The 13,401-nt window shown below is 55.5% G+C and carries 8 protein-coding genes; 5 read left to right on the top strand and 3 right to left on the bottom strand.

What is annotated here, in order from left to right; all coding sequences use genetic code 11:
- Positions 1-589 precede the first annotated feature (589 nt).
- The 5 genes from P8T57_RS02850 (at position 590) to P8T57_RS02830 (ending at position 7,621) form a co-directional block, all read left to right on the top strand.
- Entirely contained in the window at positions 590-2,422 is a 1,833-nt protein-coding gene (locus P8T57_RS02850) for a dipeptide ABC transporter ATP-binding protein (protein WP_341364508.1), read from the top strand.
- 66 nt (positions 2,423-2,488) lie between these two features.
- The gene (locus P8T57_RS02845; protein ID WP_007091387.1) at positions 2,489-4,021 is read left to right on the top strand and encodes an ABC transporter substrate-binding protein; all 1,533 of its coding nucleotides are present in this window, start codon (positions 2,489-2,491) and stop codon (positions 4,019-4,021) included.
- A 69-nt stretch (positions 4,022-4,090) separates the two neighbouring features.
- The gene (locus P8T57_RS02840; RefSeq protein WP_007091388.1) at positions 4,091-5,014 is read left to right on the top strand and encodes an ABC transporter permease; all 924 of its coding nucleotides are present in this window, start codon (positions 4,091-4,093) and stop codon (positions 5,012-5,014) included.
- A gap of 4 nt (positions 5,015-5,018) precedes the next feature.
- Positions 5,019-5,873 (top strand): ABC transporter permease, encoded by an 855-nt coding sequence (locus P8T57_RS02835; RefSeq protein ID WP_007091389.1) that lies wholly within the window; start codon positions 5,019-5,021, stop codon positions 5,871-5,873.
- Positions 5,870-7,621, top strand: coding sequence for a M14 family metallopeptidase (locus P8T57_RS02830; RefSeq protein ID WP_341364507.1), 1,752 nt, complete (start codon positions 5,870-5,872; stop codon positions 7,619-7,621). The genes P8T57_RS02835 and P8T57_RS02830 overlap by 4 nt, the downstream gene beginning before the upstream one ends.
- A 64-nt stretch (positions 7,622-7,685) precedes the next feature.
- Here the strand turns inward: P8T57_RS02830 and P8T57_RS02825 are convergent, their stop codons facing one another.
- From P8T57_RS02825 to P8T57_RS02815, 3 genes are read right to left on the bottom strand one after another with little or no spacing between them, the layout of a single operon-like run.
- On the bottom strand, positions 7,686-11,027 hold the full coding sequence (locus P8T57_RS02825) for an error-prone DNA polymerase (protein WP_341364506.1): 3,342 nt from the start codon (positions 11,025-11,027) through the stop codon (positions 7,686-7,688).
- Between the two features lies 1 nt (position 11,028).
- Positions 11,029-12,639, bottom strand: a complete 1,611-nt coding sequence (locus P8T57_RS02820) for a DNA polymerase Y family protein (protein WP_341364505.1) — start codon at positions 12,637-12,639, stop codon at positions 11,029-11,031.
- On the bottom strand, positions 12,569-13,312 hold the full coding sequence (locus P8T57_RS02815) for a protein ImuA (protein WP_341364504.1): 744 nt from the start codon (positions 13,310-13,312) through the stop codon (positions 12,569-12,571). The genes P8T57_RS02820 and P8T57_RS02815 overlap by 71 nt, the downstream gene beginning before the upstream one ends.
- Positions 13,313-13,401 lie beyond the last annotated feature (89 nt).

Genomic DNA, 13,401 nt, shown 5'->3' with positions numbered 1-13,401 from the left:
TGGGATATTATTGGTGCGCCATAAAGAGCCGTTTTGGTAAAATTAATGGTGCCAATTTTCTGACCGGAAAGGGGTATCCCAAAACCTGCCATGGTTTGGCAAAGGGAAGGATGGTTGGTGCCGGTGCATGAGGAGTCTTCGGGGTGGGTTCCGAAAGCGATGTGATGGGTTCGTCTTTTGATTGTGAAGTGCGTTGGCATACACCAGAAACATGGTGAAATGTTGCGATGCAAAATTGTGGTTTTGAAACAAACCTTTAATACGTTCGGGCTGTGCAGTGGATTATGCGGCAGCAGGGCATTTAAACCGAATTGAATTTAGTGAAATTCAATTCGTTGACAATTTGTCGAATAAATGATGAGGTTTGTATACAAAATAAAAAACCATGAATTCGGTATCAGGGTTGTTGGCAATCGTCGTTAAGAGGGACCGCGTTACAACTTTCCGTTACGCATGATCAGAAGGTCACGGCCCCCACCGTGCCTGAAGAAAATTCCTTCTTTGCGGCCGTCGTTTCTTGCAGCACTGATACCGGTTTGACCGGTGCGCGCCACCCGCGCATCCGCCTTACATTGCCGAGGATGTTTGCGTGACTGATGCTGTTTCTGTTCCGATCCTGTCCGTCGAAGATTTGTCCGTTGAGTTCGGCGACAGCCGGGTCATCGAAAATCTGAGTTTTGCCGTGAAACCCGGAAGGACATTGGCAATTGTCGGAGAGTCCGGATCGGGCAAATCGGTGACATCGATGTCGATCATGCGTCTAGCCGATATGATGGGCGCATCCTATGCATCGGGGCGTATCCGGTTTCGGTCAAAAGATCGCGATGAAGATTTGCTAGCACTTTCGCAAAAACAGATGCGCCGCATTCGCGGCAAAGACATCGCGATGATTTTTCAGGAACCGATGACGTCGCTGAATCCGGTTTTCACCATCGGCGATCAGATTGCGGAATCCCTGATGCTGCATGAAGGCATGTCCAAGCCCGATGCGCTTGTTGAAAGCAAACGGCTGCTTGATATGGTGCGGCTGCCCGATGCGCAGGAACTTTTGGGGCGGTATCCCCATCAGCTTTCGGGCGGGATGCGCCAGCGCGTCATGATTGCCATGGCGCTTGCCTGTCGGCCCAAGGTCCTGATTGCGGATGAACCGACCACGGCCCTTGATGTGACCATTCAGGCGCAAATTTTGACCATCATCCGTGATCTGCAACAAGAACTTGGCATGGCGGTGATTTTCATCACCCATGACATGGGGGTTGTTGCCGAGGTTGCCGATGATGTTGTCGTCATGTGGAAGGGCAAAAAGGTCGAAGAAGGCACGGTTGCCGATATTTTTGCCAATCCGGCCCATCCCTATACCCAGACATTGCTATCCGCAGTTCCGAAACTGGGCAGCATGACGGGCGAAGCATTCCCCAAACGGTTCCCGGTGACGATGATGGATGGCGATACGCCGCGTCTGGTCGGGACGGAGCATATCCAGAATACCGCACGTTACGACGAGGCCCCGTTATTGTTGGTGCGTGATCTGGTAACGCGCTTTGATATCAAAAAGGGCCTGTTTGGCGGGGTTTCCCACCGTGTGCATGCGGTCGAGAATGTCAGTTTCGATATTTATCGCGGTGAAACGCTGGCGCTTGTCGGGGAGTCCGGATCGGGCAAATCGACCATTGGCCGCACGATCCAGCAATTGCAGAAGGCAACGGCGGGCAATATCAGTTTCGAAGGCCGCGCATTCAGTGACATGGGCAAAGGCGAACAGCAGCGCCTGCGTCAGGAAATCCAGTATATATTCCAGGATCCTTTTGCGTCCCTTGATCCACGCAAGAAAATCGGTTTTTCGATTGCCGAGCCGATCCGCACTCACCGGCTGATTAATGGTGAAAAACAGATCGTAGCGCGGGTTGACCAGCTGCTGGAACGGGTTGGCCTGACATCGGCCCATGCCAATCGTTACCCGCATGAATTTTCCGGTGGTCAGCGCCAGCGTATCTGCATTGCGCGCGCGTTGGCATCCAATCCCAAGCTGATCATCGCCGACGAAGCCCTTTCGGCCCTTGATGTGTCGATCCAGGCGCAGATCATCAATCTGTTCATGGAACTTCAGGAAGAACACGGGCTTGCCTATCTGTTCATCAGCCATGACATGGCGGTGGTTGAAAAAATGAGCCATCGGGTCGCAGTGCTTTACCTTGGTCAGGTTGCCGAACTTGGATCGCGTCAGCAGGTTCTTGAAACGCCAACCCATCCCTATACCCAGCGGCTTCTGAGTGCCGTACCGGTCGCCGACCCCACAATCCTGCGCGACCGTATCCTGATGGATGGTGAAATTCCAAGCCCGATCCGTCGGGTCGGTGATGAGCCGGCCATTCTTGCCCATCGCGAAATTGCGCCCGGTCACTTTGTGGCCGACGCACGTTAAGCGGCCCTTGGGTCGCAAGCCTTGTCTCCCCTCGCGCCAAGCCACCAACAACGGAGAAAAAATAACATGACGAAAAAACAGGGAATGCGCAGTGCGCTGATGGCTCTTGCCTTTGCGGGCGGTCTGATGGCAACTGCGCCGGCATATGCCGAAGGCACCTTGACCATTTCATCACCACAGGACCCCGGTAGCTGGGACCCGGTCGATACGTTTCTGGTCAACTGGTCGTCGGTTGCGACCAATATTTATGACGGTCTGACCTATCGCGGACCGGATGCCAAACTGGTTCCGGGGCTTGCGTCATCATGGGAAGAATTTGATGGCGGCACGCGCATCCGTTTCCATCTGCGTGAAGGCGTGACCTTCCAGAATGGCGAACCGTTCAATGCCGAAGCGGTCAAATTCACCTTTGATCGCCTGATGGGTGATGAAGGCAAAAAAGGGCCACAGCGGTCAAACTATGCTGCGATCAAATCGGTCGAAGTTATTGACGAAAACACCGTCGACATGCATCTGACCCAGCCGGATCCGGTGCTTCTGACCAAGCTTGCCGGTTATGGTGCGATGATTGTTCCGCCGAAATATATCGCGGAAAAAGGCGAAGATTATTTCAACGCCCATCCGATCGGCACCGGTCCGTTCAAAATGGTTTCCTATGAGCCGAAAGTTGGTCTGACACTTGAAGCCTATGCTGATCATTGGGGCGGTGCGCCGAAACTTTCGACCATCAAGTATCGCTTCATCAGTGAACCGTCGACCGCGGTTGCGGAACTTCAGGCCGGGAATGTTGACCTTGTCATTCCGCCGACCATTCCGATTGGCATGATCCCGACCATTCAGGAAGACGAAAATATCGATATCGTCACCACCGTAAGCCCTACGGTTTATGCCCTGCGCTTTAATACCGGCAATGGCATCACGGCGGATGAAAAAGTCCGTAAGGCGATGATTTACGGTGTGGATCGTCAGGCGATCATTGACTCGATCCTTGGTGGTCAGGCAGCGCCGATTGCAAGTTTCCAGGGTGAATTGTCGTTTGGTAACGATCCGTCGATGAAACCGTTGCCGTATGATCCGGCCAAGGCACAGGCGCTTCTGAAAGAAGCCGGTGTTGCACCGGGTACGAAAATCCAGATCGACATTCGCGGCAATGACGCAACCTTTAACGAAGTTGCCCAGGCCGTTGCCAGCTACCTTCAGGTGATTGGCCTGAACGCTACGATCAAGCCTTATGAAACCAACGTTCTGCTTAATGACATCATTCCGGCGGGTAAAACCGGTGCGATGTTCCAGCAGTCGTGGGGCGGCTGGACGCTTGATTATGATAACACCGCTTACTTCATGTATCACACGGGCGAAAAGTGGAACCCGTATGACAGCGATCCGGAACTCGACAAGCTGCTGGAATCCCAGCGTGCGATTACCGACCGTGCCAAACGTGAAGAAATCCTGCAGTCGATTGCGCATTACACCGCTGATCGCGCGCTGGAAATGCCGCTTTATAACCTCAATGCGATCTTTGGGGTTTCCAAGCGCGTCAAGAATTTCACCCCGGTTCCCGACAGCCGTCTGCGCCTGACGGAAGTGACTGTCGACTGATGTGAAACGAAAGCCGCCCGGACAGATGCCGGGCGGCTTTCATGCCTATTTCTTTAAAGGACAAGTGTTTTGGCTGGTTTTCTGATCAAACGCCTTTTGCAGGCGATTTTCGTGGTCGTCGCGGTGACATTGATTGTCTCGTTTGCCATCCGTTTGACGGGTGACCCGGCGCTGATGCTAAGCCAGGGGGCCGGCAGCATCACCGAGGAAGACCTTGCACGTATTCGTGAATCCCTTGGTTTGAACCAGCCATTTTTTGTTCAGTATGCCGATTTCATGCTGGGGCTTTTCAGCCTTGATTTCGGTAGATCCTTCCTTGGTGGAACGCAGGTTTCCACCCTGATTGGCAATGCATTGCCCGCTACCCTGATGCTGGCGTTTGCATCGATGTTCGTATCCATCGTGATTTCGATCCCTCTGGGGATCAAGGCGGCCATTTCGCGTGGCAAATGGCCCGATCAGGTCATTCGCATCCTGTCGCTGGTCGGGTTGTCATTCCCGAATTTCTGGCTGGCGATCATGCTGGTGCTGTTGCTGTCGATTACTTTCCGGCTTCTGCCGCCAAGTGGCATGACGGGTATTGAGAACTTCATCATGCCAGCCATCACCATGGGGGTGATCCTGACCGCGACCAATGTGCGGCTTGTGCGGACCTCGATGCTGGAAACCCTTCAGTCGCAATACATCATGGTCGCGCGCGCCAAGGGGCTTAGCGAGAATGTCGTGCTGTATAAACACGCGCTTCGCAACTGTGCGATCCCGCTTGTTACCTATTTCGGTTTGCAGTTTGGCAACCTTCTGGGCGGGATTGTTGTCGTTGAGCTGGTGTTTAACTGGCCGGGAATGGGCACGCTGGCCTTTGAGGCCGTTGGTGCACGTGATTATCCGGTTTTACAGGCTGTGATTACGGTTCTGTCGATCATGATTGTCGGGGTGAACCTGCTTGTCGACATTGCCTATGGCCTGATTGATCCACGTATCCGGACGGAGTAACCCCATGGCGACCACTGCAACCAAGGCGCGGTTTGCGCGTTTTAAAAATCTTGAATTCGTTCTGGGTGCTGTTCTGACCGGTGGCATCTGTTTTCTGGTCGTGTTTTCCGATCTGCTGTTTCCTGGCGGCGCGGACAAGATTGATCTTTCGGCCCGCCTGATCGCGCCGTTTACCAATGCCGATCATATTTTTGGCACCGATCCGCTCGGGCGTGATGTGTTGGCACGTGTGGTTTCAGGCGGCAAAATATCGCTTCAGGTTGGGTTGCTTTCCGTTGCAGGGGCGGTTGTCATTGGTGTGATCATGGGCCTGATATCGGGATATTATCGCGGTTTCTGGGACATGATCGTGATGCGCTTTGCCGATGTGCAGCTTGCATTGCCGTTCATTTTGCTGGCGATCACCTTTATCGCGATCATCGGCGGTGGACTGACCAACATGATCATTCTGCTGATCATTGCGCAATGGGTGCAATATGCCCGTCTGGTGCGGGGATCGGTTCTGTCACTACGGGATCGGGAATTCATCCAGTCGGCCAAGGCGATTGGCGTGCGCGATATTCATATCTTGTTCCGTCACCTTCTGCCCAACCTGATCGGGCCGGTGATTGTTCTGATGACGCTTAATGTTGCGACCAACATCCTGCTTGAAAGCAGCCTGACCTTCCTTGGGCTGGGGGTTGACCCCCTGATCCCAAGCTGGGGCGGGATGCTGGCCGATGGGCGGACCTATTTGCAGAATGCCTGGTGGGTATCGGTTTTCCCCGGGCTTGCCATTCTTTTGACCGTGCTTGGCCTGAACCTTCTGGGCGACTGGCTGCGCGATAGCCTTGACCCCACAGGCAGGACGTCCAAATGACACAGATTTTCGCCACCACCTTTGCGCCGACCCTTCCAAACCTGATTGATGAAATCGTCAAGGCCGCCCGCCCCGGACAGCTTATTGAGGCATGGTTGTTTAACGATGCCCAAACCCGCGCCGCGGCCGAGGCAAAGTTGGCCCAGCAGGGGATCAAGGCGCGCATTCGTAGTTCCTATAAGCCGCTTTTGCATTTCTTCCTTGAAGATATTGATCAGGCAAAATCAGGCATTGCCAATATCACGGTGCGTTATCCGCGCCATCAAAATGCGGCGGATAATCGCTTCCTGCTTGAAACCTATCCCTTGGCGGCCCTGGTTACGCCAGCCTTGATCACGTTTGAGGCATCGGATCGTTGCGATTGTACCTATGATGTGATCCTGCGCGGATCAGATGGGGTTGAAACCCGTCACGAAGTTTTTGCGCCAAACCGGGTGCATCAGGATGTGGTTGATGAAACCCACCTGTCGCCGACCGGCTGGGTGCGGATTATCGATGCCGATGGTCAGATTGTCCGCGATGAACGGACTGAAACCGAATATGAGGCGCTTTTTGCCCAAACCATGGCGGCCATTGCCGATTATGACTGGGGCGATCAGGAACCTTATTTCGAAGAACTGAATATCTCGGTTGATCTGCCGGGGCATGATCAGAAGATCGCCCATGGTCACGAGGTTCTGAGCCTGCATGAAGCCCTGCACGAGGATTTCTATTTCTCGCTGCTGGAATATTTTCAGGTCAAATCGGGCCGCCCGCTGGGTGATCGCGGATTGCAGCCGGGGCAGATCGTCCCGGAAATCCGTCAGGTATCCGGTGATGGTGACGCCCGGGTCACGGTTGAGTTACGCCCCCTGTCAAAAGACGAGACAGCGGGTGAGATGCAACAGATTGATCACGCCACCCGCCCATTGACGGTTGCGCAAATCCGCGCAGAGCTTGACGGGATCAGCGGCGAAGAATTCCATGCGACGTCGCGGTCCGGGCGTGTTTTGAATGCGCGCTATCACAAGGGGACGGATTTGCCGGTCATGATCAGTGGCGGGCAGCATCCCAACGAGATTTCCGGTGTTGCGGGCGCGCTTCGCGGGGCGTTGGAGTTGGCGAAACGTGATGGGGCACATTTCACGATTTCACCGCTGGAAAATCCGGATGGTTATGCCCTTCATCAGCGCCTGATTGTTGATAACCCGTTCCATATGCATCACGCGGCGCGCTATACAGCGCTTGGCGATGACATGGAATATCGCAGCGGTGATGGCCTTTATGAAAAGGAAATCCGGGTACGGGCGCGTGCCATCAGCGGGGCAAGCCTGCATGTCAATCTGCATGGCTATCCCTGCCATGAATGGACCCGGCCGCTTTCGGGATATGTTCCGCGCGGGTTTGGCATGTGGACCCTGCCAAAGGGGTTCTTCCTGATCATGCGTCATCATGATGAATGGTCGGAACGGGCGGAAAACTTTATCGATCAGGTCACCCGAAAACTTGCCGCCATTCCGGGGCTTCTGGCATTCAACGCGGCACAGATTGATCTGTATCGCATTCATGCCGGTGAAACCGGTTTTCGGATCATCAATGGTTTCCCGTGTATGATTTCCATTGATGATCGTCATGACGTGCCGCTGACCCTGATTACCGAATATCCCGATGAAACGATCTATGGCGATGCCTTCATCGCGGCCCATACTGCGCAGATGGCAACGGTTGTTGCCGCCTATGACGCATGGCAGAACATTGATAAAGATTGATCGATCATGTCGGCCTTTTGCAAAACACCCCGGTGCAAATGCCGGGGTGTTTTCGTTTGAGGGATTAATGGAAATCGTGGCTATCGACCTTAAGGCGTGATGTGTTTTGCTGTTTGCCGTGGCGTTGTTCAAGTTGATCAAGGTTTTGGGGGACGGGGCTGGTTTGATCGGATGGTCCTGCTGCGGGTGTGGCCCAGCGCAGGTTGCGGGGATGGGCGTTATTGGCGCGTGCAATGCGGGTGTTATCTGTCAGGCTTTGCAGCATCCCCGACAGGTCGACCAGTTTATCGGCGATGATGTGGGTGACACCATCTTCGCGTTGAAGCTTGCCTGATACGCCAAGGACGGTTGCGGTCATTACCTCGCGGCGGAACTGTTCCATTACCTTGCTCCAGACCACAAGATTTGTGATGCCTGTTTCATCCTCAAGGGTGATGAAAACAACCCCCGATGCCGTGCCGGGCCGTTGGCGGACAATGGCAAGTCCTGCATGGTTGATCCGTTCGTTATTCTTGAAATTGACCAGATCGGTCGCCTTGCACACCCCGGCTGCGGACAGGGCATCGCGCAGCATCGATATTGGATGCCCCTTAAGCGACAGCCGCAGGCTTGCGTAATCTTCGATGATTTCTTCGCCCGGTCCCATGATTGGCAAGTTGACCGGGGCTTCGGGCCCGAATTCGGCGGAAACGCCCATATTGTGGTTGAAATTCTGGGCAGCTTCAAACAGGGGCAGGGCCGCCGGGGCCTTGCGCCCCTTGCCAAACCGGCGGACGGCCCACAACGCTTCGCGCCGGGACAGGCCAAGGGAGCCAAACGCATCGGCTTCGGCCAGTTTTTCAAGCGCGGCGGGTGATAGCCCGGTCTGGCGCGCCATCAGAAAGATATCCTGAAATCCGCCGGTCGGGCGGTTTGCGATCAGGGACAGGGCATCGAACTGCCCGAACCCCTTGGTCTGGCGGAAGCCCAGCCGGACGGAAAGATGACCGCTGGCGCGGCCCAGTTCCCGTTCCAGATGATTGTCCCAGAAACTGTGATTGATATCGATTTCAAGCACTCGGACACCATGATTTTTGGCATCCGCAACCAGTTGCGCCGGGGCATAAAACCCCATCGGTTGCGCGTTCAGAAGGGCGCATAAAAACACATCGGGATGATGGCATTTAAGCCATGATGACGCATAGGCAAGGATGGCAAAACTGGCTGCATGGCTTTCGGGAAAGCCGTAATCGGCGAAGCCTTCGATCTGTTTGAAGCAGCGTTCTGCAAACTCGGCGGCATATCCGTTTTTCAGCATGCCATTGATGAATTTGTCGCGATGCGCGCCAATCGTTCCCGTGCGGCGAAAGGTTGCCATGGCACGGCGCAATTCATCGGCCTCACCGCCAGTATAGCCGGCAGCCACGATGGCAATCTGCATGGCCTGTTCCTGAAACAGCGGCACGCCACAGGTGCGCTTTAAAACGGCTTCGAGTTCCTTTGACGGGTAATCGACCTTTTCGCGCCCCATGCGCCGTTGCAGGAAGGGATGGACCATGCCGCCCTGGATCGGGCCGGGACGGACAATGGCAACCTGAATGGTCAGGTCATAGATGCTGCGCGGCTTTAATCGTGGAAGCATGCTCATTTGCGCGCGAGATTCGACCTGAAATGTGCCGATGCTGTCGGCTTTTTCCAGCATGTCGTAAACCCGCCCGTCTTCCTTGGGAAGGGTTGCCAGATCATGATCGATATTCTTGTGGTTTCTCAATTCATCGAATGCCTTGCGAATACAGCTTAGCATTCCAAGGGCAAGCACATCGACCTTGAGGATGCCCAGCGCATCGATATCGTCCTTGTCCCATTCGATGGTGGTGCGGTCCTCCATCGCGGCATTGGCAATCGGGGACAGTTCGCATAACGGGCCACGAGTGATGACAAAGCCACCGACATGCTGGGACAGATGGCGGGGGAACCCGGTCAGTTCGCCTGCCAGATCAAGAACGGCTTTCAGACGCGGTTCATCTGGATGAATGCCCGACTGGCGCATCATTTCATCATGCGCGCCCTTGCTGCCCGATCCCCAGATGGTTTTGGTCAGTTTGATAATGGTGTCTTCGGGCAGGCCGAACACCTTGCCGACATCGCGGATGGCGCTTCGCGACCGGTATGAAATCACGGTTGCCGTCAATCCGGCCCGTTCCCGGCCATAACGTTGATAGATATGCTGGATCACCTCTTCGCGGCGTTCATGTTCGAAATCGACATCGATGTCGGGCGGTTCGTTCCGTGCGTTGCTGATGAAGCGCGAAAACAGAAGTTCCACTTTGGCCGGGTCGACCGATGTGACATGCAGACAGAAACAGACCGATGAATTGGCGGCCGATCCGCGTCCCTGACACAGAATGTTTTGCGATCTGGCAAAGGCGACAATGTCATGCACCGTCAGGAAATAGGGAGCGTAGCCCAGTTCGTCGATCAGTTTGAGTTCGGCCTCAATCAATCCCCGGACCTTGTCGGGAATGCCGTCGGGATAGCGTTTATGCGCGCCTTCCCATGTCAGGCGGGTCAGGCGTTCCTGCGTGCCTTCGCCCGATCCGTCATTTTCATCGGGATATTCATAGCGTAATTCGGATAAGGAAAACCGACATTGATCGGCGATTTCAATCGTGCGAGCCAGCCATTCGGGATGGGTCGGGAAAAGTTTCGCCATGTCCTGCGGGCTTTTGATATGGCGTTCGCCATTGGGAAACAGCCGATATCCGGCATCCTCGATCCGGCAATGATGGCGGATGCAGGTCAGGACATCCTGCAACGGTTTGCGCGAGCGGACATGCATGTGCACGTCATTGGTGACAACTGCGGGGATGGCAAGTTCTGCCTCGACCGCCTCGGTAAAGGCCAGCCGTTCGCTATCAAACCCGTCCATGAACCGACCGATGGCAAGCCAAAGCTGGCCCGATAAATGGCGTTTAAGGTCGATCAGCTGCGTGCGAAAGGTGTCATCGGGGACTTGTGGCGGGACCGCGATGAAGAGCAATCCGTCGGCATGACTTCTGATATCGGCCAGATAAATTTCGCATTCGCCCTTTGGCGCGCGGCGTTTGCCAAGGGTCAGTAACCGGCATAACCGGGCATAGGCCATGCGGTCCGTCGGATAACATAACAGCGACGGACCATCGACGGGATCAAGCCGACAGCCGACAATATAATTCAGCCGGTCCCTGTGGGGCTGATGTGCGGTGTGGCCACGCACGACCCCGGCCAAGGTGTTGCAGTCGGTTATCGCAATAGCATGCAGTCCCTTGGTTGCGGCCATAAGAACCAGTTCCTCGGCGTGGGAGGCCCCGCGCAGGAAGGAAAAATTGCTGCTGACCTGTAATTCGGCATAGGCAGGTGCCGATTGCTGAAGGGGGAAATCGGTCATGTCAGTCCCCGAATAATCCATGGATGGACCAGATATCCTGCCCGGTTGGGCCGGTGCGAAAGGCCCATAACAATCGGCCTGCCTGATCGCGGATGCGGAAATAATCCCGCGTCTTGGGGGATAGGGCATATTCATCCTGATCAAGGCATTGCCACCATTCCGGGCAAATCCGTTCGGGTCCTTCGGCATGGATGATGTCGACCGCCATTTTGCGCCAGCGCAGGCGGCTTGGCGTGCCATTGGTGTCGCGCGCAAGGATTTCGACCGGTTCGGGCGGGTCGATCAGGCGTGCCGGGCGTTTGGGCAATGTCATGTCGGTGCGTCTGGCCGGATATGTCCGGGCGTTAACGGCCTGTCGCACAGAAGCCTGTTCAGGCAAGTGGCTGGCGTGGTGGCCGGGGTGAAACAGCATGTCGCGCGGGCCGAGGTGGTGGGAAATCCGGTCGATCAACTGGGCAAGGGCAATCTGGTCGGTGGTTTCTTCCTGTTGCTGGTCAAGGCGCGACTGGCGAAAGGCCACATGTTCGACCCACGGGGCGTAGACAATCACCTGTTCGATGCCAAAACCAGTATCGACACCGGGCATTTTTTCAGACAGCAATCGCAACACATGCTGGGCGGACTGGCACGGGCTTCCGGTACCAAGTGTGATGGTATGGGTATGCCCGTCAACCCTTACACAGCGCAGGATAATGCGGCGCAGACCCAGATTTTCCTGCGCCAGATTGTTGCAGAGTTCCGTTACCATGCTTTCAACCGTAATCGCCAGATTGGCCGCATCGCCCAGCGGTTCGCCAAAGCTGCGCAGGATCAGCCATGGCCGATCTGGCAAATTGAAATTCAGATGTTCGGGCAGACGTCCATAAAACTGATCAAGCCGTTGCAAAACTTCGGGCCCCAAGCGCGTGGTGATATTGGCACGCGGCATCGGGGTGATGTCGCCCAGATGTTTAAGCCCCAGCCGAAACAGGGTGACACGTGTCTGTTCGGCCAGACGCAGGGCGGATATCGGAAAACCGGCGGCAATATCATGATCGCGCGGCAGGCTTAAAATCCGTTGATCAGCCAAGGCAGCAGGGTGGCATCGTGCCGCCCCCCATGCCGCACCTGCCGTATCGGCAATGGCGGCACGGCCAGCATAACCACGTGATTTGACATCGCGCAGAACCAGCGCCAGAAGCGCACTTTCGCCACCAAAAAGGTGACTGCCGCCGGTAATTTCAAGCCACAATCCTGCATCACCTGTATGGTTATGATCGGCTTCCTGCAAGAACCGGTCGCGGGCAACCCACGGGCTGTATCGGTCCATCGCGCGGATCAAACGCGCCAGATGGCGTTCATAAAGATCGGGCTGTTCGGGAAGGTCGCGCAAAGCCGGGTATATGCTGCGTGCTTCGGCAAGGCGCATGCCCGGTGCCAGCCCGCGTGATTGTGCTGCCTTGTTGCTGCCGCAGACAAGCACGCCCTTGTGATCAGCACGCGTGATCACGACCGGTTCCCGTTGCGGGGATGGTGCGGTTTGCGGGGTATCATCCCCGGTTTCAGGCATATCGATCCGGTGGCAATCTGTTTTCCAGTGCGTCAGCCACAGATAAAGAAAACGTTGTTGCATCAATTTGCATTCTCCAGCTGCCCGGTCGAACCCCGCGTCCCCCGATCAGGCTGAGTATGTGTCGGTTGCCTGTTGTTGAATGTTTCGCTGCTTCCGGCGTTATCCGCCACCGCGTATGCGCGCTTGATGCGGTGGTTTTGCCATCGGACCGCATATGCCGGATCGCAATCAGGCGCGTATGTCCGGCTTCGCAGGCTAGTTGCAGGCGGCGTGCCGCAGTCAGGTCATAATCCGTGGTTTCGACAATTATGCTGACGATCTGTCCGGATTTTGCCGCTTCCTCGCAGGTCCAAAGGGCGGTGGCCTGCCGATCAACCACCATCATGACCGGCATATCCGTCGCTGGCAGCGCAAGCGGATAAAGCCCGCCTTGGTCAATCGCGCGCCGTTGTCGAATCCAAAACAGGCTTTTGCCTGTTTGATCCCCGATGGAAAGTCGTGCCAGATACCATGCCAGAATGGAGGCGGCGGTATCATCATGACCGCAGATGATTTCATGCAGACCCACCGGGGCAATGCCCCCGATGCTGATATGATGTGCAAGATCGACCCCGCCAAAGGCACGGCGCATGATCCGATCCGTCCCGCCGGGCAGGCAGGCAACCTGTCCTTTCCATTGTTTTTCGGCCCGTTGCAACGCAGCACGGGCAAGATGAAGACGTCTGTCCGACATGATGTAAGTTCCTGATTTGTTCTTTTTATGTGGTCAGGACGGAACAGGAGTCAAGCAGCAAAGACCGGGAAAATGTCAGGAACGGTTCA

The sequence above is a fragment of the Thalassospira sp. SN3W genome (genome assembly GCF_038070535.1).
Classification (GTDB): domain Bacteria; phylum Pseudomonadota; class Alphaproteobacteria; order Rhodospirillales; family Thalassospiraceae; genus Thalassospira; species Thalassospira xiamenensis.
The sequence above is the reverse complement of the archived record's forward strand: the minus strand, read 5'-3'. Positions and strand labels throughout refer to the sequence as shown.